This window comes from Microbacterium lushaniae, assembly GCF_008727775.1.
In the GTDB taxonomy this organism is placed as follows: domain Bacteria; phylum Actinomycetota; class Actinomycetes; order Actinomycetales; family Microbacteriaceae; genus Microbacterium; species Microbacterium lushaniae.
On sequence record NZ_CP044232.1, the window covers coordinates 3,365,476 to 3,384,422 of the forward strand.

The window sequence follows — 18,947 nt, forward strand, 5'->3', positions numbered from 1 at the left end:
AGGCCGCCGCACGCCCCGCCGGACAGGCCGGGGCCGCGCCGCCCGCCCGTCTAGGCCCCGACCTCGGCGAACGCCCGCACCGGGAACGTGCCGAACCCCTCCACCGCGGGCGGTGCGGCGGTGAAGCGGGCCCCTCGAGCGGGCACCTCGCCCAGCCGCGTGAGGTGCTCGACCACGTGGACCCCGGCGGCCAGCAGCCCGGAGTGGGCCGGCCGCTCCCCGCCGGATTCGATGTCGTCGATGTTGACCGAGTCGATGCCCACGAGCACGGCGCCCTGCTCGACGAGGAACCGGGCGGCCTCGCCCGTGAGGAACGGCGCACCGCGCCCGTATTCCTCCCGGCCGAACCATCGCTCCCAGCCGGTGTGCAGCAGGACGGCGGCGCCGCGCACGTCACGATCGGCGAGCGTCTCGGCGCGGATGCCGCGGGCGGCGGCATCCCACGCGTCTTCGAGGTGGAACACCTCGGCGCGCAGGCCCACGAGGGTCTCGAGGTCGAGCGCGGCCAGATCCGCCCCATCCGCGTACCGGTGGTAGGGCGAATCGAGATAGGTGCCGGTGTTGCCGAGCATCGTGATGACATCCAGCGCGAACTCCGTGCCGGGCGCGTACCTGGCCCGGGAGTCCTCCCGCGTGAGGTGGGGCTCGATGGTCGGCGCCGGCAGCCCGGGGTGGGTGACCAGGCCGGCGTGGATGGGATGGCTCAGGTCGATGATCCGCCGCGTCCGTTCGGATGCCGCATCCACGCCACGGCTGCCGCGGTGCGGCTCCGCGACGATCCGCACGTCGCGCAGCGTCACCTCTGCCACCAGCGCCAGCCCGAGATGGCGCACGAGGAGCCGGGCGAGGGCGTCGTCGTCGAGATCGGCGGCGGGCACGTCCAGGCGGAACCCGGTTCCGGTCAGCCCTCCGCCGTTGGCGAAGCGGATGTCGAAGTCGAAGTGCGCTCGGTGCTCGGTCATGGCGTGAGAGTAGGCGGGCCCGCCTCGCACGGCCCGCCCGAAGATGCCATGGTGCACACGGTTCCGGTCACGTGCTCAGGACGAGGCGGCGGTCGCCAGGTGGTTGTCGATGACGTACCGGGCGATCGCGATCGAACTGGTCGCCGCCGGCGACGGCGCGTTGCGCAGCAGGGTGACGGCGCCGACCTGGTCGACCTGGAAGTCGTCGAGCAGCTCTCCCCCGCGTCCCCACGCCTGCGCGCGCACGCCGGCGGCGGTCTTGTGCGTCAGGTCGGCGAGGCGCAGCTCGGGGATGAAGCGCCGGGCCTTCCGGTAGTACAGCGGCTTGAGGAGCGATCCGCTGATCTCGTCCACGCCCATGCGCCAGTGCTGCCTGGCCAGCGGCCACGCGCCGGGCCACCGCAGCGACTCCCATGTGTCGCGCGCCGACACGCTCAGCCACGAATACCCCTCGCGTGCGAGCGCCGGCACCGCGTTGGGTCCGACGTGGACGGTGTCGTACACGCCCCGCGTGAAGTGCACGCCCAGGAAGGGGAAGCGCGGATCGGGCACGGGATAGATCATGCCCGCCACCAGGTCGGTGCGATCGTGGGCGAGCTCCCAGTACTCGCCGCGGAACGGGAGGATCTTCGGCGCCGGATCCGCGCCGACCAGTCGCGCGACGACGTCGGAGTGCAGCCCCGCGCACACCACGACGCGGTCGAAGACGTCGTCGGAGACCGGCGTCACCACGCGGATGCTCCCGGCCTCCGAGCGGATCCCGGTCACCTCGTGTCCCAGACGGATGCTGCCGCCTGCGGCGCGCACGTCCTGCGCCATCGCCTCGGTGATCGCGGCGTAGTCCACGATCGCGGTGTGCGGTGAATGCACCGCCGCCACGCCGGCGACGTGCGGCTCGATCTCACGCAGGCGGGCGACGTCGTCGATGCGCGCGAGGTCGGGGACGCCGTTGGCGATCGAGCGGCGCTCGATCTCGGCGAGGGCTCCCCGCTCGCTGTCGTCCACGGCGACGACGAGCTTGCCGACCTCGCGGTAGGGCAGCCCCTTCTCCTGGCAGAACTCGCGGATGAAGACCCGCCCGGCCGCGCACAACTGCGCCTTCAGCGACCCGGGCGCGTAGTAGAGGCCCGCATGCACCACCCCGGAGTTGCGCCCGGTCTGATGCTGGGCGAGCCGGGCCTCCTTCTCGAAGACCGTGACCTCATCGCCGCGCGCACTCAGTTCCCGCGCGATCGCCACGCCGACGATGCCTCCGCCGATGATGCCGACGCGGTCAGCCATCCGACGCATCCGTCATGTGCACTCTCCCCCGAAGCGGCGGGGCTCGTGTCACGGTCCCACCCGCGGCCCCCGCCGGTCCCAGCATCCCCGGGAACCGCCCGGATGGCAAGCGACGGCGGATGCCGCGTGCCGCCGAGCCCCACGTCGGGCGTCAGTGGGCGGCCACCAGGAGGTAGCCGCGTTCGTCGTCGAAGCCGCCGATGCGCAGGCCCGCCTCCAGGTGCCGCCGCAGCCCCCGTCGCACCGCGTTCCGCCACGCGGCCGCCGCGGCGGGCGTCTCCCGCCGCATCGCGTCGATGTCGCCGGGGATCCGCACCTCCGCCGCGACGGCGGCGGCGTCAGGCATGGCTGCGGGCGGTTCGGCCAGCGCCCACGACACCAGGAGCCGGTCCGACGGGACACCGCGGTTGACCGCATCCGGCATCGCCCCGTACTGATCGACCAGGTAGTCGGTGACGCGGACGCCCAGCACCTGCAGGTTGAAGTGCGCGTTGCGGGCGATGAGGGGATCGAAGGTCCACGTGATGCGGCCGATCCCCCGGGTGAACGCCCAGTCGCGCTGATGCTGCTTGAGCACGCGCCCGACCCCGCGCCCCTGATACTCCGGCAGCACCCCGGTCACGTGGGAGTGCATCGTGCGGCCGGCGGGGGGCCCGAACCACGCGGCGGATGCCCCCACCATGCGTTCGCCGTCGTAGACCCCGACGACGTAATTGCCCGAGTACTGCAGGGCGCGCAGGGCTTGCACGGGCAGCGCCTGGCGGTCTGCCGGCCACACCTCCGCGAGTACGGCAGCGGCGGTGTGCACCTGCGCGATATCGGCCAGTTCGCGGATCTCGATGTCGGAGGGCTCCCTCACACGCACAGTCTGGCACCGAGTGCGCTCCGGCGTCCCGTACGCGACCTTCTGGGCTCTCCAGCCCCGATAGCCTGGATCGGTGACGGGGCGCGGGGATAGACGCAGGCTGACCCGACTTCCCCCGCAGGCCCTGATCGTGGCGGTGCTGGCGGTCGCAGGGCTGTGCTCGTCGTTCATGTTCACCCTCGTCGTCCCCATCCAGACCAGGCTTCCGGATCTGCTCGACGCCCCGCGTGAAGACACCGCGTGGGTGGTGACGGCCACCCTGCTGTCGGCGGCGGTGATCACACCGATCGCCGGCCGGCTCGGCGACATGTACGGCAAGCGCCGCATCGTGCTGGTGCTGCTGGCGGCGATGGTGATCGGATCGGTGATCGCGGCCATGTCCACGGACATCGTGGGCGTGATCGTGGGGCGGGTCTTCCAGGGCGCGGTGACCGGCGTGGTTCCGCTGGGCATCTCCATCCTCCGCGACGTGCTGCACGAAGACCGGATCGACTCCGCCATCGCGCTCATCAGCGCGACGCTCGGCGTCGGCGGATCGCTGGGGCTGCCGATCAGCGCGGTCATCGCCGACGAGGGCGACTGGCACCTTCTGTTCTGGATCTCCGCGGCCCTCGGGGTCATCGTGCTCGCGCTCGTGGTGTGGATCGTCCCGGAGAGCGTCCTGCGCACGGCCGGCCGGTTCGACTTCATCGGTGCGGCAGGCCTGGCCGTCGGGCTGCTGAGCGTGCTGCTGGCCGTCTCGCGGGGAAGCGAGTGGGGCTGGACCTCGCCGCTGACGCTGGGCCTGGGCGCCGGGGGCGTCGTGGTGCTCGTGGCGTGGGGATGGTTCGAGCTGCGGGTGGCCGAACCGCTGCTCGACCTCCGAGTCGCCGCCCGCCGGCCGGTGCTGCTGACCAACCTCGCGTCGGTGGCGATGGGATTCGCGCTGTTCAGTTCGCAGGTGTCCTACCCGCAGATGCTCGAGCTCCCCACCGCCACCGGCGTCGGCTTCGGACTGTCGCTGCTGGCGGCGAGCCTGATCATCATGCCCTCGGGGCTCATCATGATGGCCCTCTCGCCCCTCTCCGGCCGGCTCGCCCGCATGGTGGGCCCGCGGGTTCTCCTGATCGCCGGTGCCGCGTCCCTCGTGCTCGCATACGCGTTCTCGCTCGTGTGGGCGAGCGAGATCTGGCACCTGCTCGTGGCCAACATCCTCATCGGCTTCGGGATCGGCTTCGGCTACGCCAGCATGCCGATGCTCATCATGCGTTCGGTGCCGCCCAGCGAGACCGGAGCATCCAACGGCCTGAACGCGCTGTCGCGCTCGCTCGGTACGAGCACGGCCGCCGCGGTGGTCGGGGCGGTCCTGGCCGGCATGTCGACGACGCACGAGGGGATGCAGGTGCCCAGCGCCGGCGCGTTCCAGACCGCGTTCGTCCTCGGCATCGGCGCCGCCGTGGTCGCGCTCGTGCTCGCGCTGCTCATCCCGCCGCGGCCGAGCCCGAGCGAGCGGCATCCCTCGCTGCCCGAGCCGCGGCGGCGCTGACCACCGCATCCTGCTCCCTCCCCGCGCCCCGCGCCGCGCGCCGAGATCAGGAGAATCGCCCAGATCAGGACGCCGGAGCCCAAATACGTCCTGATTCCGGCGATCCTCCTGATTTCGGGAGCGGCGACCCGACGGCCGGGGCACGACGAAGGCCGGCGGTCAGGCTCGGTCACGCACTGGCGCCCGGCGTCCGGCCAGGAGCACGCCTGCGCCCCCGGCGACGGCGGCGGCGGCGAGGACGATGGCCGAGACGGCCGCGGTCACCTGCGGCGCGGATGCTCCGCCCACCACGCCGCCGAGCCACGGCCCGATGGCGATACCCACGTTGAACAGCACGACGATGCCCGCGCTGGCCAGCGTGCGGGTGCGGTCGGTGGCCGCGCGCATGAGGGTGGCCTGCAGCAGCGGGAAGATCGCGCCGATCGCCGCGCCCCACAGGACGAGCGCCACGACCACCGCCGCCGCGGTGGACATGGCCGCCGCCAGTGTCGCCAGGGCCACGGCGAAGACCACGAGGGTCGCGGCCAGCGCCGCCCGCGGGAAGCGATCCGCCAGCCACCCCGCCGCCACGACGCCGACCAGGCCCGCCGTGCCGTAGACGAACAGCAGCGCCGCCGCCCACCCCTCGTCGAACCCGGCGAACGACAGGAGCGGACGCACGTACGTGAACGTCGCGAACTGCCCGAGCGCGATGAGCACCGCTGCGACCCCGAAGGCGGCGATCGCCGGCAGCGACCGGTCGCGCCAGAAGCCACCCGCGTGCACGTCGCCGTCGGGTCGCGGCGGACGGAGCCGCGGCATCCGCGCCACCACGAGCACCGCCATCACGAGCGCGGCGAGGCCCAGGGCAGCGAAGGCGACCCGCCACCCGACCAGCTGGGCGAGCACGGTGCCCGCCGGGAGTCCCGCGACCGTGGCGGCCGTGCCGCCGGCGGTCACGATCGCGAGCCCGCGGCCCAGGTGCGACGGCGAGAGCAGCGCCGTGGCGTAGACCATGACCACGGCCCAGAAGACGCCGTGCGCGACGGCGGCGGCCACGCGTGTGGCCAGGGCGATGCCGTAGTCGGGCGCCCAGGCCGTCGCCACGTTCGCCAGGGCGAACACGGCCAGCGATCCGCCCACGACGAGCCGTCGGTCGACGTACGCGAACACGCGCGCGAGCGGGATGCTGGTGACGATGACCGTCACCGCCCATACCGAGATGAGCAGGCCGACCTGCTCCGGGGAGACACGCAGGTCGGCGGCCGTTTCGGGCAGCATCCCCGCCGGCAGCGCCTCGGCCGTGACGGTCAGGAAGACGCCGAGGGAGAGCAGGAGGAGCGTGGCGGCGGGAAAGCGTCGCACGGCGACTGGAACAGGTCGGGATTCAGCCATGCTCCGACGCTAAAGTGTGACATCAGTGTCAAGGTCAAGGGGGTCGGCGCATGAGGATCGGCGAACTGTCCCGTCGCACCGGAATCCCCACACGGATGCTGCGGTATTACGAGGAGCAGGGTCTGCTCGCCTCCCACCGCACCGCGAACGGATACCGCGCCTACGCCGAGACGGCCGTGGCCGAGGCCGAACGGGTCCGCGGTCTCATCTCGGCGGGACTGACCACGCGCATGACGCGCCTCGTCCTCGACATCGAGCGATGGGAAGACACCCCGGCGCCCGCGGAGTGCACCCGAGGGCTGGCCGAGGAGCTGGCCGGCGAGCTCGCCGCCATCGAGGGGCGCATCTCGTGCCTGACGCGCAGTCGCGACGCACTCACGCGGTACCTGCGCCGCACCCCGCACGGCGACCTGGTCGGGCACCCCGCTTCGGCCGGTGACGCATCCGCCGGCTGACCCGCGACCGGCGCCCGCGCCCGGCGCCGAGATCAGGAGAATCGCCCAGATCAGGACGCCGGAGGCACAATGCGTCCTGATTCCGGCGATTCTCCTGATCTCGGCAGGTCGGCCGACGCGCCTCAGCGCGGCCGGCGACGGCGCCGCGGCGCATCCAGGCCGACGTGGACGCGCGTGCGCTTGCGCTCGAACACGATCATGACCGCTCCCAGCGCCCACAGCGGAACCTGCGTGAGGAACGCGTTCCGGAACGCGTCGAGGGTGTAGGTCTCGGGCGTGCCCGCGCCCTGCGCGTCCATCGCGATGCCGATGAACAGGATCGCCAGGAGCCCCGCGAGAAAGCCGCCGCCGTTGACGATGCCCGTGGCCGTGCTCAGCCGATGGCTGGGGTTGTAGGTGCGGGCATGGTCGAACGCGATCATCGAGGTCGGCCCGCCGGTACCCAGCGCGAAGGCGAGGACGAACAGCAGCCACAGCGGCGCGGGGCCCGGCCATGCGATCACCGCGAGCCAGACGGCCGCTTGGAAGGCGACCGCCGGGAGGACGAGCAAGCGGGATCGTCGCATCGGATGCCGCGTCGACAGCGCCCCGATGATCGGACCGAGCGCGATCAGGAACACGATGAACGACGTCACCACGAGCGATGCTGCGGCGGGCGAGAGTCCTTCGCCGGCGGTGAGGAACGGGAAACCCCACAGCAGGCCGAACGCGGTCCCGGCGAAGGGCGTGGCGAAGTGCGACCAGAACGCCAGGCGGGTCGCCGGATGCGCCCACGACTCGCGGAACCCCTCCCGCAGGTCGGCGGCCGAGCGGACCACCTGGATGGCCCCGGTGTCGGTGTCGACGGCGACATCCGCGGTGCGTCCGGGCGGACGGCTGCGGATGACGGTGAAGGCGAGCACCGCGAAGAGCACACCCAGGCCCGCCAGCGACCCGAACGCGATGGACCACGAGGTGGCGTGGAGCAGGAGCGCCAGCGGGATCACCGAGAGGATCTGCCCGAACTGGCCGATGGTCGAGGTCAGCTGCACGAGCACGGGCGCCCGCTGGGCGGGGAACCACAGCGCGATCACCCGCAGCACGCTGGGGAAGACGGCCGCATCGCCGGCGCCGATGAGCACGCGCGCCAGCAGCCCGATGCCGACGTCGGAGGCGAGGGCCATGACGGCCTGTCCCACCGCCATGAGCACCATGCCCACCGTCACGATGGGGCGGGCACCGAAGCGGTCCAGCAGCAGGCCGACGGGGATCTGCAGGCCGCCGTAGACGGCGAGCTGCACGACGGCGAACATCGACAGGGCGGATGCGTCGGCGTCGAAGCGCACCGCGGCGTCCACGCCGACCGCCGAGAGCGAACTGCGGTTGGTCACCGACAGCATGTAGGCGGCGACCCCGACCACCCACACGAGCCACGTGCGCCAGCCCGGGGCCAGAGGGGGCGCAGCGGGGGTCACGGCATTCCGGGGTCGAAGGGGGCGGCGCGGATCGGCCGCGTCCAGCGTATCCCGCCGCACGCGTCCCCCCGCCCGGCACAGGGCCCGTGTGCATCCGGGAACGCGGGGTTAGCCTGGCGCCATGTCGGATGCATCCCACGGAGGTGACGACACCGGCGGCACCGCCGTGAGCGGCGCCGGCGACGGCGACACACGGTTCTTCGGACAGCCGTGGGCCCTGGCCCACGTGTTCGGCGTGGAGATGTGGGAGCGATTCAGCTTCTACGGCATGCAGGGCATCCTGCTCATCTACATGTACTTCACCGTCGCCGAGGGCGGCCTGGCGATCGACCGCTCGATCGCGGCGGGCATCGTCGGCGCCTACGGCGGAACGGTGTACCTCTCCACGATCCTCGGCGCGTGGGTGGCCGACCGTCTCCTCGGGTCGGAGCGGGTGCTGTTCTACAGCGCGATCGTGATCATGGCCGGCCACATCGCCCTCGCCCTGCTCCCCGGCATGTGGGGCCTGGGCGTCGGCCTCATCCTGGTGGCGGTGGGATCCGGTGGCCTCAAGGCCAATGCCACGTCCGTGGTCGGCTCGCTCTACCGAGCCGACGACACCCGCCGCGACGCCGGGTTCTCGCTGTTCTACCTCGGCATCAACCTGGGCGCGTTCTTCGGCCCGATCATCACCGGGGCGCTGCAGTCCACCGTCGGATTCCACTGGGGCTTCGGCGCCGCCGCCGTCGGCATGGCCCTGGGCCTGCTGCAGTACTCCTTCGGGCGCAAGCAGCTGCCCGCCTCATCCCGCACGGTGCCCAACCCCCTGCCGGCCGACCGCCGGCTGCTGGTCGTGGGAATCGCCGTGGCCGGCATCGCCGCGGTCGTGGCGCTGGTCCTGCTCGGGGTGGTCCGCGCGGATAACCTCGCCGTCATCGTGATCCTCGTCACGATCGTCGCCGCCGTGGCGTACTTCGCGGTCATCCTGGCCTCCTCCGCCATCAGCGCCACCGAGCGCTCGCGGGTGTTCGCGTTCATCCCGCTGTTCGTCGTCAACGTCGGGTTCTGGGCGCTGTACCAGCAGCAGTTCACCGTGATCACGATCTACTCGGACCAGCAGCTGAACCGCAACATCCTGGGGTGGGTGATGCCGGTGTCGTGGGTGAATTCGATCAACCCGATCTTCGTCATCATCCTCTCCGGGGTCTTCGCCGCCGTGTGGACGAAGCTCGGCCCGAGGCAGCCGTCGACGCCGACGAAGTTCGCGCTCGGCGTGATGATCATGGGCGCGGCGTTCCTGCTCTTCCTGCCGTGGGCCAACGGCGCCCCCAACTCCACGCCGCTGCTGGCGATCGTCGCCATCCTGCTGGTGTTCACCCTCGCCGAGCTGTTCATCTCGCCTGTCGGGCTGTCGGCTTCGACCAAGCTCGCCCCGGAGCGCTTCCACACGCAGATGGTGGCGCTGTACTTCCTCTCGGTGGCCCTGGGGACCTCGATCGCCGGATGGCTCGCCCAGTTCTACGACCCGCGCGACGAGGTGCCGTACTTCACGGTGCTGGGTGCCATCGCGATCGTGCTGGGCATCGCGCTGCTCCTGGCCGTCAAGCCCGTGCTGCGCCTCATGAAGGGCGTGCGCTGAGCGTCAGTCCTGCGCGAAGACCTCGGAGGCGATGCGGAAGGCGGTGTTGGCCGCCGGCACACCGCAGTACAGGCCCGCCTGCAGGATCACCTCTCGGATCTCGTCGACCGTCAGGCCGTTGCGGAGGGCCGCACGCAGGTGCATCGCGAGTTCCTCGTGGTGGCCGAGAGCGATGAGCGCGGTCAGCACGGCGACCGAGCGCGAACGGCGGTCGAGGCCGGGGCGCGACCAGATGTCGCCCCATGCGACGCGCGTGATGAAGTCCTGGAAGTCGGCGGTGAGCTCGGTGGTGTTCGCCACGGCACGGTCCACGTGCGCGTCCGAGAGCACCTCGCGCCGCACACCCATGCCCTGGTCGTAGCGCTCCTGGTCGCTCAGTCCTTCTCCGCCCGGCCGCGTCATGCGCGGGCCCCCGTGACCTCGTCGAAGAAGTCGCGCAGCACGGATGCGGTGGCCGCCGCGTCGTCGGCCGGCGCCAGGTGCGCCGCATCCGCGATGCCGACGGCGCGTCCGTTGCGCACGCCTTCGGCGATCTCGCGCGCGGAGCCCTCCGGGGTCACCCCGTCATGGGCACCCCACACCGCCAGCACCGGTGCGGTGATCCGCCCCAGCCGGTCGCGCGCGTCGAAACCGGCGAGCGCCTCGCAGCACAGCGCGTAGCTCTCGTCGTCGGTCTCCTGCAGCACCCGCAGCAGGCGGCCGGTGATGTCGGGGTTCTTCTCGATCGAACCGGGGGCGAACCACCGCTGGGCCGAGCCGATGATGAGCGTCGACGTGCTCTGGGCGCGCACCTGCGCGGCCCGCTCCTGCCACCCGTCACCCGTGCCGATCGCGGCGCCGGTGCACAGGAGGGCGGCGGCGCGCACGCGGTCGGGATGCCGCAGGAGCAGCTCGAGTCCGACGCATCCGCCCAGGGACACCCCCGCGTACAGGAACGGCTCGGCCACGGCGTCGGCCACGGCGTCGGCGAGGTCGGCGACGGTGAACGGCTCGGTCGCCGGCGGCGCCTGGCCGTGCCCGGGGAGGTCCCACGTGAGGAGGCGATACTGCTCGGCGAGAGCGGGCGCCGTGGTCTCCCACAGAATGGTCGAGGTCCCCAGTGACGGACCGAGCACCAGGAGCGGCGCATCGGGCGGCCCGACGGGTTCGCTCAGTGAGATCGGCGGGGTGCTCATGCGTTCTCCTGTCCTGCGGCGGCGGGGCGCTTCCGGGTGACGACGTCGTCGACGAATCGTCCGGCGAGCCCGGTGTACCGGGCCGGATCGAGCAGCTCGGCGACGAAGGCGTCCACCGAAGGGGCGCCCTGCTCATCGGCGAGGGTGCGGACCGCCGGCTCTGCGGACAGCAGGGCGGCGAGGTCGGCGCCCTGGGCTGCGGCCCGCACGAGCTCCGGCATCCGGGCGGCGCCGAGGGCAGGCGCCAGCACGAGCGAGAGCCGCTCCGAGACGAGCAGCCCCCCGGTCGCGGCGACGTTGCGGGCCAGGGCCTCAGCATCCACCCGCAGGCCCGCGGCCAGCGTCGCCGCCGTCGCGGTGGCGCCGAGGGCCAGGCGGAGGAGCTCGCGCAGCGTCGGCCATTCGGCATGCCACGCGCCGTCGGGGCGCTCGTCGACGGCGAATGCGCCGGCCAGGTGCAGCGTCGCGCCCAGCTGCGGGGCGCGCAGGGCGGCCGAGCGCACCAGCACGGATGCCGCGGGGTTCTGCTTCTGCGGCATCGCCGACGACCCGCCGCCGGTCCCCTCGGCCAGTTCGCCGATCTCGGTGCGGCTGGCGGTGGCGACATCGGCGGCCAGCACGCCGACCGCGTCGATCGCCTGGACGAGGGCGTCGCCGAGCTCGGTGACGGGCCAGCGGACGGTGTGCCACGGCGCGTCGGGGGCTGCCAGCCCGAGTTCGTCGGCGAACACCGCGGGCAGCTCGGCGGCGGCGGCGGCTCCGGCGATCTCCACGAACGAGGCCAGGGTGCCGGCGGCGCCTCCGAGCTGGGCGGGCAGGCGATCGCCCGCCTCGGCGAGCCGGTCGGCGGCGCGCCGCACGCCGCGCACCCACATGCCGGCACGGTGCCCGAGGGTCGTCGGGACGGCATGCTGCGTGAGCGTCCGGGCGGCCGCGACGTCGCCGCGATGGGCCGCGGCGAACGCCGACAGCGCCGCATCCGCCGCGTGCAGCGACGCCTGGATGTCGCCGACGGCCCGGCGGGCGACGAGCATGAGGGCCGAATCGAGGATGTCCTGGCTGGTGGCGCCACGGTGCACCCACATGCGCAGGTCGGCCGGCACGTGCTCCCGCAGCATCCCGACCAGGGGGATGACGGGGTTGCCGCCGGCCACGGATGCTGCGGCAAGCGCCTGCACGTCGGAGCCGACGCGCTGCCCCGCCGACGCGACCGCCTCAGCCGCTGCCGCCGGGGCGATGCCCTGCCGCACGTACGCGCGGGTCAGTGCCGCCTCCACCTCGACGAGCGCGCCGAGGACGGCCGCATCCGTCACCGTCTCGTCGTGACCGACGGTCACCGGAGACAGCAGTCCGGCATCCACAGCGCGTGCGGTGCCGGGGGATGCATCAGAAGGCAAGGAAGACGGTCTCCTTCTCGCCCTGCAGCCAGATGTCGTGGTGCAGATGGCCGTCGGGCGTGCGTGTTGCGATGAGCGTAGCGCGCTCGTCGGGCTCGAGAGAGGACAGCAGCGCGTCCTTCTCCCGCAGCTCCTCGTACTCGGGCAGGTAGATGCGCGTCACGAGCTTGTCGGGGAGACCTCGGGCGAACACGACGACCGAGTAGAACGGCGCGCCGCCGTCGACGGGCCCGGGGTTGCAGGTCCAGAACTCGTAGTGCCCGACGTCGGTGGTCGCCGAACGCCCGAAGCCGGTGAAGGTGTGGTCGTCGCGGCGGATGGCGCCCTGGGCGCGCGGGATCTGCCCGTTCTCGTCGGCGCTCCAGATCTCCACGACGGCGTCGGGGATCGGCGCGCCCGCGCCGTCGTACACGGTGCCGCCGAGCACGATCGCGCCCGGGCTGTGCGGGAAGACGACTTCATGCTTCTTGGCGTAGTCCAGCCCGAACGCGAAGAACGGCCCGACGGTCTGGCCGCCGGTGGGTTCGTGCGTCGTGGGCTCCTGGGGTCGGCGGATGGCCATCAGTGCTCTCCCTCGGGCTCGAACCAGGTGGCGTCGGGGCCGTCCACGACGATGTCGAAGCGGTACCCCATCGAGAACTCGGGCACCGACAGGTCGTGGTCGTAGACCCCGACCAGGCGATCGCGGTCCTGCTGACGCCAGATCGTGTTGTAGATCGGGTCGAGGGGGAACAGCGGGTCGCCCGGGAAGTACATCTGGGTGACCAGGCGCTGCGTGAACCCCGAGCCGAAGATCGAGAAGTGGATGTGCGCCGGACGCCACGCGTTGACGTGGTTCTTCCACGGGTACGGGCCCGGCTTGATCGTCGTGAAGACGTACTGGCCGTCGTCATCGGTGATCGTGCGGCCCGCTCCGGTGAAGTTCGGGTCCAGGGGCGCCGGATGCTGGTCGCGCTGGTGGATGTAGCGACCTGCCGCGTTGGCCTGCCAGATCTCGATGAGCTGGTTGCGCACGGGGCGGCCCCACGAGTCCAGGAGGCGCCCGCGCACCGTGATGCGCTCGCCCTGCGGTTCGCCGGTGTGCTGCAGCGTGAGGTCGGCCTCGATGGCGGCGACATCGCGCTGCCCGTACGCCGGCGACCACAGCTCGATGGTCTCGGGGTCGACCAGCTTGAGGTTCTTCGTCGGGTGGCGCAGGAGGCTCGAGCGGTACGGCGGGAAGTCGTGCAGGCTGATCGGGAGCTTCTCACCCGCGTCCGCACGGCGCTGAGCGGCGGCGTGGTGGTCGACGATCTCCTGCGTGATCTGGTTCTGCGACGGCATGTCGGGCGAGGCGAGCAGCGATTCGGGTGCTGCGGCGGTCGGCTCCGCGGGCGACGAGAACGATCCCCGCTCCGGCGCGTCGGGCTGCGCTGAGGTCATGTGGACTCCTTTGGCTCACCGGGTTCGACATTCAGGGTGACATCCCGCGACCGCCCCCGGAGATCCATTCCCACCGAGTGAGAATCAGCGACGGCCGCGGGTCCCCCGCGACTGGACTAGAGTCCGTGAGAATGGGCGAGGACACGAAAGCGACGCGGCTGCCTCCCGTCGCATCCGGGACCCTCGTCATCGCGGTGTGCCTGGTCGCCGCGAACATGCGCCCCACGGTGACAGCGGTCGGGCCGCTCCTGGACCGGATCGGCGACGACACCGGCATGTCGGTCGCGACCCTCGGCCTGATCACCTCCATCCCGCTCATCGCGTGGGCGATCGTGTCGCCGCTCGCCCACGACCTCAGCCGCCGGTTCGGGCTGTCCCGCGTCGTGACGTGGGCACTCGTCCTGCTGACCGCCGGCACGATCGTGAGATCGCTTCCCGGCATGCCCGCCGCGCTGTGGCTGGGGACGGCGATCATCGGCGCCGCTCTCGCCCTGACGAACGTCCTCATGCCCGCCGCGATCAAGCGCGACTTCCCCGGGCGCACCGCCCTCATGATGGCGGTCTACACGGCGCTCCTCGGCGCCGTCGGCGCCGTCGCCTCCGGCGTCGCGGTGCCGATCGCGCAGGCCGTCGGCGACGAGGCGGGATGGCGCGTCGCCCTCCTGATCACCGGCGGCATCCTCCTGCCGTTCGCGATCGGCGCGTGGGCGTGGGCCGCGCGGGGCACGCATCCGCCGCGTCCGCCGCGCGGGAGTGCACGCCGTCCGCCGACCGGCATCTGGTCCGACCGCACGGCGTGGCTGGTCGCCGGCTACATGGGCCTGCAGGCGTCCACCTTCTACATGCTCGTGACGTGGCTTGCGACGATCTCCGTGTCGACGGGGCGCAGCCCGCTGGTCGCCGGCTTCGACGTCATGATCTACCAGCTGTGCTCCCTGGCGGGCTCCCTCGTGATCCCCCTCGTCCTGCGGGGAGCCGCGGAGCGGTTCATCCCCGCCGCGATCCCGGTCCTGGGCATCACCGGCACCGTCGGACTCATGGTGGCACCCGACGCCATCCTCGTGTGGTGCGTGCTTCTGGGCCTGTTCGGCGGGGCGTCGCTCGGGATGGCACTGACGCTCGTGGCGCACCGCGCTCGCGACCACGACACCGCCACCGTCCTGTCGGGCATGGCGCAGTCGGTGGGCTACCTCATCGCCGCGGTCGGCCCCGTCGCCTTCGGAGCACTGCACGCCGCGGTGGGCGGATGGTTCGCGTCGCTGTCGCTCCTGCTCGCAGCGATGATCGGACAGAGCGTCGTGGGGGTCTTCGCCGGTCGCGACCGCTTCGTGCTCGAACCGCGGGTCAATCCGAAGGGAAGGCCAGGCGGCGCAGCAGCAGGATGAGCTGGTCGCGCTCATCGGCGCTCAGGTCGGCGTGCACGCCGACCTCGGAGCGCCGCGCGGTCTCGGCGGCCGCGGCGAACAGCGCGCGCCCGGCATCCGTTGCCACCACGACGTTCGCGCGCCGGTCGGCGGGATCGGGCTGACGCTCGACGAGGCCACGGGACTGCAGATCGTCCACGAGCGCGACCACCTGGCTCGGGTCGAGCCGGAGGAACTCCGCCAGTTCCCGCTGCGACGGCCGTGCGTCGGTGGCCGACAGGGCCAGCACGGAGTACGAGCGCGCCCGCAGCCCGTGCTCGGCGAGGGCGGCGTTACCGGCGGCGAGCGAGAGGGCATTGGCGCGCGCGAGCAGGAAGCTGAGATCGTCGGTGAGCACCGAGTCGCCCAGACCGGCCCTCGAAGCGGCCGTGTCCGCGGGCTTCGACATGGCATCGATGTTAGCCGACTTGATGGATAACGCGAATGATTGACATTTTCAACGGTGTGCAGTTGGATGAGTGGGAACGAAGGAGTCATTCATGTCGCTCGAAGGCAAGGTCGCCATCGTCACCGGTTCGGGCCGGGGACTGGGACTCGCATACGCACAGGAACTGGCACGGCAGGGTGCTGCCGTGGTCATCAACGACGTCGACGCCGCCACCGCGGCCGACGCCGTCGCATCGATCGAGTCCACCGGCGGCAAGGCCGTCGCCGTGGTCGCGCCGGTCGGACCCACCGAGACCGCCAAGCAGCTCGTGCAGACCGCCGTCGACACCTACGGGCGGCTGGACATCCTCGTCACCAACGCCGGCGTCCTGCGCGACACCGTGCTGTGGAAGATGAGCGACGACGACTTCGACACCGTCATCAACGTGCACCTGCGCGGGACGTTCACGACCGTGCGTGAGGCGGCGACCTACATGCGCGCCAACGAGATCCCCGGCCGCATCATCACGATCGGCTCCCCCACCGGGCAGCGCGGCAACTTCGGCCAGACCAACTACGCCGCCGCCAAGGCCGGCATCGTCGGCATGGTGCGCACGTGGGCCCTGGAGCTGAAGAAGGCGGGCATCACCGTCAACGCCGTCATCCCCGTCGCCGCCACGGCCATGACGGCGACCGTGCCGTACTTCGCCGCCGCCGTCGAAGCGGACGAGAAGGGCGAGCCGATGCCGGCGTTCTTCCGCCACGACCTCGGCTTCGGCACGAGCGACGACGTCGCGGGCCTCATCGCCTACCTCGCCTCGGATGCGGCCGCCGGCGTCACCGGCCAGGCCATCGGCGTGGGCGGCGACCGCCTGCAGCTGTGGTCGCACCCCGAGCCGGTGGCCACGGCCTACCACGACGGCGGCTGGTCGTACGACGCGCTGCAGGACGGCTTCGCCGATGCGGTAGGCCCCCTGCAGTCGGTCGGCGAGAAGTTCCCGCCGCTGCCCGAAGACCTGCAGCGGCCCGCGCCGGGCGCCTGACCCCCCGCGCTCAGGGCCGACGATGACCCGCTACGAATCCGCGATCGACCTCGAGGCGATCACCGCGATCGACGTCCACGTCCACATCGAGGTCGACGGGCATGGGCACGCCTCGCTGCCGTCCGACCTCGCCGAAGCCGCCGCGAAGTACTTCAGCACCGACGACGGCGCCCCCGACCTGGACGGCGTGGCCGCCTACTACCGCGAGCGGAAGATGGCGGCGGTGGTGTTCACCGTCGACTCCGAGACCAACCTCGGCCACCCGCCGCTGTCGAGCGAGGAGATCGCCGACGGCGCCGCACGCAACAACGACGTGCTGATCCCCTTCGGATCGGTGGACCCCCGCAAGGGCGCCGCCGCCGTGGACAAAGCCCGGCGCCTCATCGAGGACCACGGCGTGCGGGGTTTCAAGTTCCACCCCACCGTGCAGGGGTTCGACCCGAGCGACGAGCAGTGGTTCCCGCTGTACGAGACGCTGCAGGACGCCGGCGTGGTGGCGCTGTTCCACACGGGCCAGACCGGCATCGGGGCGGGCATGCCCGGCGGTCGCGGCTTCCGCCTGGCGCTGTCGAACCCGATGCTGCTGGATGCGGTGGCCGCGGAGTTCGGCGACCTGCAGATCATCATGGCCCACCCCTCCGTGCCGTGGCAGGACGAGGCGCTGTCGGTGGCGACCCACAAGCACAACACGTGGATCGACCTGTCGGGCTGGAGCCCGAAGTACTTCCCCGAGCAGCTCGTGCGCGCCGCCAACTCCTACCTCAAGCGCCGCGTGCTGTTCGGCTCCGACTTCCCGCTGCTCACCCCCGACCGCTGGATGCGCGACGTCGAGCAGACCGCCCTCAAGCCCGAAGTCATGCCGGGGATCCTCAAGGACAACGCCGCACGTCTTCTCGGACTGGGAGGCTGACGCTCCCGTGCTGACCAGCGACGCGACGTTCGGCATCGACCCGTTCGGGTTCGCGCCGACGCATCTGAGCGCGCCCGCCCGGGACGCGCTGCGCGGACTGCAGAGCGTGCTCGACGAGCAGGTGCGGCCGCTGCTGGCGGACGCGTGGGAATCGGCGACCATGCCGCCGGCGATCCTCGAGGCCCTCGTCCCCCTGGATCTCATGCAGCCGCAGGGCGTGGATGCCGCGGAGGCGGCGTCGAGCATGTTCTCCGGTTTCCGCAACTACGTCCTGGCCCGCACCGACGTCTCCGTCGCGACGCTCTACAACGCCCAGTCGGGGCTGTTCCGCGCCACCGTCCGGCACGGCGGGTCGCCCGAACAGGCGGCGGAGCTCGACCCCCGCATCCGCTCGTTCGACCTCGCCGGCGTCTTCGCCCTCACCGAGCCGGGGCACGGCTCCGACATCGCCGGCGGGCTCGCCACGACCGCTCGCCGCGACGGCGACGACTGGGTCATCGACGGCCAGAAGCGCTGGATCGGCGGAGCGGACACGGCCGACGTGCTCACCGTTTTCGCCCGCGACACCGCAGACGCACTGATCAAGGCCTTCCTCGTGCCGCGCACCGCCGATGGCGTCGGGCTGCGCACCATCACCGGCAAGGTGTCGCTGCGCCCCATGCAGAACGCCGTGGTCACCCTCGACGGCGTCCGGGTGCCGGCGTCGGCCCGCTTGCTGCAGGTGAACGGCTGGGCCGACGTGGCCCGCATCCTGCGCGTCATGCGTTCGGACGTCGCGTGGATCGCGGCGGGCCTGCAGGCGGGCGCGCTGGACGCGGCCGTCCGCTACGTGCGCGAGCGCGAGCAGTTCGGCCGTCCCGTCGGCGGGTTCCAGCTGGTGCAGGAGAAGCTGGCGCGGATGCTGGCGAACCTCACCTCGTCGCTGGGCATGATCGTCCAGCTGTCGGCGCGCCAGGACGCCGGCGAGTACCTCGACGAGAACTCCGCCCTCGCCAAGTTGCAGACCGCACGGCTCGCGCGCGAGACCGTCGCCCTGGCGCGTGAGGTCGTCGGCGGCAACGGCATCCTCCTCGAGAACGACGTCGCGCGATTCTTCGCCGACGCCGAAGCCGTCTACTCCTACGAGGGCACGCACGAGATCAACTCCCTCATCGTCGGCCGCGCCCTCACCGGCGTGTCCGCATTCCTCTGATCGAAAGGCAACACCATGACCACCATCGCCGCATACGCCGACGCTCCGAGCCTCGCCGGCACCGACCTGGGCTGGTCGGAGTGGCTCGAGGTCACGCAGGATCGCGTGAACCTCTTCGCCGACGCCACCGACGACCACCAGTGGATCCACGTCGACCCGGCTCGCGCCGCATCCGGCCCCTTCGGCGCCCCCATCGCGCACGGCTTCCTGTCGCTGTCGCTGACGGTGAAGTTCTGGTCGGAGCTGTTCGACCTCGAGGGCGTCACCACGAAGGTCAACTACGGCCTCGACAAGGTGCGCTTCGTCTCCCCCGTGAAGGTCGGCGCGCGCGTGCGCATGAACGCCGTCATCGCCGAGGTGACCGAGGTGGCCGGCGGCTACCAGTTCGCCGTCGACCAGACCATCGAGATCGAGGGCGGCTCCAAGCCCGCCATCGTCGCACGAGGCCTGTACCGCTTCTACGCCTGACCCGTGCGCCCCTCGG

At 71.9% G+C, this 18,947-nt stretch carries 19 protein-coding genes; 8 read left to right on the forward strand and 11 right to left on the reverse strand.

The window, feature by feature from the left end:
- Positions 1 to 50: 50 nt before the first annotated feature.
- The 3 genes from F6J85_RS16255 to F6J85_RS16265 all read right to left on the reverse strand — a co-directional run bounded on the left by F6J85_RS16255 (position 51) and on the right by F6J85_RS16265 (position 3,102).
- Positions 51 to 962, reverse strand: a complete 912-nt coding sequence (locus F6J85_RS16255; RefSeq protein WP_150926649.1) for a cyclase family protein — start codon at positions 960 to 962, stop codon at positions 51 to 53.
- Positions 963 to 1,037: 75 nt separating this feature from the next.
- Positions 1,038 to 2,243 carry an L-2-hydroxyglutarate oxidase gene (gene lhgO / locus F6J85_RS16260; RefSeq protein WP_150926651.1) on the reverse strand — a complete coding sequence of 402 codons (1,206 nt, stop codon included), beginning with the start codon at positions 2,241 to 2,243 and terminating at the stop codon, positions 1,038 to 1,040.
- A 151-nt stretch (positions 2,244 to 2,394) separates the two neighbouring features.
- Entirely contained in the window at positions 2,395 to 3,102 is a 708-nt protein-coding gene (locus tag F6J85_RS16265; protein WP_238706992.1) for a GNAT family N-acetyltransferase, read from the reverse strand.
- A 175-nt stretch (positions 3,103 to 3,277) separates the two neighbouring features.
- Between F6J85_RS16265 and F6J85_RS16270 the strand changes: the two genes are divergently transcribed.
- Complete coding sequence (locus F6J85_RS16270; RefSeq protein WP_150927549.1) at positions 3,278 to 4,633, forward strand: MFS transporter; 1,356 nt, start codon at positions 3,278 to 3,280, stop codon at positions 4,631 to 4,633.
- A gap of 159 nt (positions 4,634 to 4,792) precedes the next feature.
- Here F6J85_RS16270 and F6J85_RS16275 read toward each other — a convergent pair whose 3' ends face one another.
- Positions 4,793 to 6,007, reverse strand: a complete 1,215-nt coding sequence (locus tag F6J85_RS16275) for an MFS transporter (RefSeq protein ID WP_150926653.1) — start codon at positions 6,005 to 6,007, stop codon at positions 4,793 to 4,795.
- Positions 6,008 to 6,057: 50 nt separating this feature from the next.
- Here F6J85_RS16275 and F6J85_RS16280 point away from each other — a divergent pair, with 50 nt between their 5' ends.
- Positions 6,058 to 6,462, forward strand: coding sequence for a MerR family DNA-binding transcriptional regulator (locus F6J85_RS16280; protein WP_150926654.1), 405 nt, complete (start codon positions 6,058 to 6,060; stop codon positions 6,460 to 6,462).
- Between the two features lie 122 nt (positions 6,463 to 6,584).
- Here F6J85_RS16280 and F6J85_RS16285 read toward each other — a convergent pair whose 3' ends face one another.
- The gene (locus F6J85_RS16285) at positions 6,585 to 7,841 is read right to left on the reverse strand and encodes an MFS transporter (RefSeq protein WP_150927551.1); all 1,257 of its coding nucleotides are present in this window, start codon (positions 7,839 to 7,841) and stop codon (positions 6,585 to 6,587) included.
- A gap of 196 nt (positions 7,842 to 8,037) precedes the next feature.
- Here F6J85_RS16285 and F6J85_RS16290 point away from each other — a divergent pair, with 196 nt between their 5' ends.
- Positions 8,038 to 9,534 (forward strand): peptide MFS transporter, encoded by a 1,497-nt coding sequence (locus F6J85_RS16290; protein WP_150926655.1) that lies wholly within the window; start codon positions 8,038 to 8,040, stop codon positions 9,532 to 9,534.
- A gap of 3 nt (positions 9,535 to 9,537) precedes the next feature.
- On the opposite strand, the gene pcaC is transcribed toward F6J85_RS16290, so the two are convergent.
- From pcaC to pcaH, 5 genes are read right to left on the reverse strand one after another with little or no spacing between them, the layout of a single operon-like run.
- Positions 9,538 to 9,936, reverse strand: a complete 399-nt coding sequence (gene pcaC / locus F6J85_RS16295) for a 4-carboxymuconolactone decarboxylase (protein WP_191906662.1) — start codon at positions 9,934 to 9,936, stop codon at positions 9,538 to 9,540.
- The gene (locus F6J85_RS16300; protein WP_150926657.1) at positions 9,933 to 10,709 is read right to left on the reverse strand and encodes an alpha/beta fold hydrolase; all 777 of its coding nucleotides are present in this window, start codon (positions 10,707 to 10,709) and stop codon (positions 9,933 to 9,935) included. Before F6J85_RS16300 ends, pcaC begins: the two co-directional genes overlap by 4 nt.
- Positions 10,706 to 12,106, reverse strand: coding sequence for a lyase family protein (locus tag F6J85_RS16305; RefSeq protein ID WP_238706993.1), 1,401 nt, complete (start codon positions 12,104 to 12,106; stop codon positions 10,706 to 10,708). Before F6J85_RS16305 ends, F6J85_RS16300 begins: the two co-directional genes overlap by 4 nt.
- Positions 12,096 to 12,668, reverse strand: a complete 573-nt coding sequence (gene pcaG, locus F6J85_RS16310) for a protocatechuate 3,4-dioxygenase subunit alpha (protein ID WP_150926659.1) — start codon at positions 12,666 to 12,668, stop codon at positions 12,096 to 12,098. The genes F6J85_RS16305 and pcaG overlap by 11 nt, the downstream gene beginning before the upstream one ends.
- Positions 12,668 to 13,528 carry a protocatechuate 3,4-dioxygenase subunit beta gene (gene pcaH / locus F6J85_RS16315; protein WP_150926661.1) on the reverse strand — a complete coding sequence of 287 codons (861 nt, stop codon included), beginning with the start codon at positions 13,526 to 13,528 and terminating at the stop codon, positions 12,668 to 12,670. The genes pcaG and pcaH overlap by 1 nt, the downstream gene beginning before the upstream one ends.
- 131 nt (positions 13,529 to 13,659) lie before the next feature.
- On the opposite strand from pcaH, the gene F6J85_RS16320 reads away from it, so the two are divergent.
- Entirely contained in the window at positions 13,660 to 14,913 is a 1,254-nt protein-coding gene (locus F6J85_RS16320) for a CynX/NimT family MFS transporter (RefSeq protein WP_150926663.1), read from the forward strand.
- Here F6J85_RS16320 and F6J85_RS16325 read toward each other — a convergent pair.
- Entirely contained in the window at positions 14,873 to 15,340 is a 468-nt protein-coding gene (locus F6J85_RS16325; protein WP_150926665.1) for a MarR family winged helix-turn-helix transcriptional regulator, read from the reverse strand. The two genes, F6J85_RS16320 and F6J85_RS16325, sit on opposite strands and share 41 nt — an antisense overlap.
- Before the next feature lie 91 nt (positions 15,341 to 15,431).
- On the opposite strand from F6J85_RS16325, the gene F6J85_RS16330 reads away from it, so the two are divergent.
- Genes F6J85_RS16330 through F6J85_RS16345 form a run of 4 tightly spaced genes read left to right on the forward strand, consistent with a single transcriptional unit; the run spans position 15,432 to position 18,931 of the window.
- On the forward strand, positions 15,432 to 16,361 hold the full coding sequence (locus F6J85_RS16330; protein ID WP_150926667.1) for an SDR family oxidoreductase: 930 nt from the start codon (positions 15,432 to 15,434) through the stop codon (positions 16,359 to 16,361).
- 22 nt (positions 16,362 to 16,383) lie between these two features.
- Positions 16,384 to 17,271 carry an amidohydrolase family protein gene (locus tag F6J85_RS16335; protein ID WP_150926668.1) on the forward strand — a complete coding sequence of 296 codons (888 nt, stop codon included), beginning with the start codon at positions 16,384 to 16,386 and terminating at the stop codon, positions 17,269 to 17,271.
- Between the two features lie 7 nt (positions 17,272 to 17,278).
- Positions 17,279 to 18,463 (forward strand): acyl-CoA dehydrogenase family protein, encoded by a 1,185-nt coding sequence (locus F6J85_RS16340; protein WP_420846105.1) that lies wholly within the window; start codon positions 17,279 to 17,281, stop codon positions 18,461 to 18,463.
- Between the two features lie 15 nt (positions 18,464 to 18,478).
- On the forward strand, positions 18,479 to 18,931 hold the full coding sequence (locus F6J85_RS16345) for a MaoC family dehydratase (RefSeq protein WP_150926670.1): 453 nt from the start codon (positions 18,479 to 18,481) through the stop codon (positions 18,929 to 18,931).
- Positions 18,932 to 18,947 lie beyond the last annotated feature (16 nt).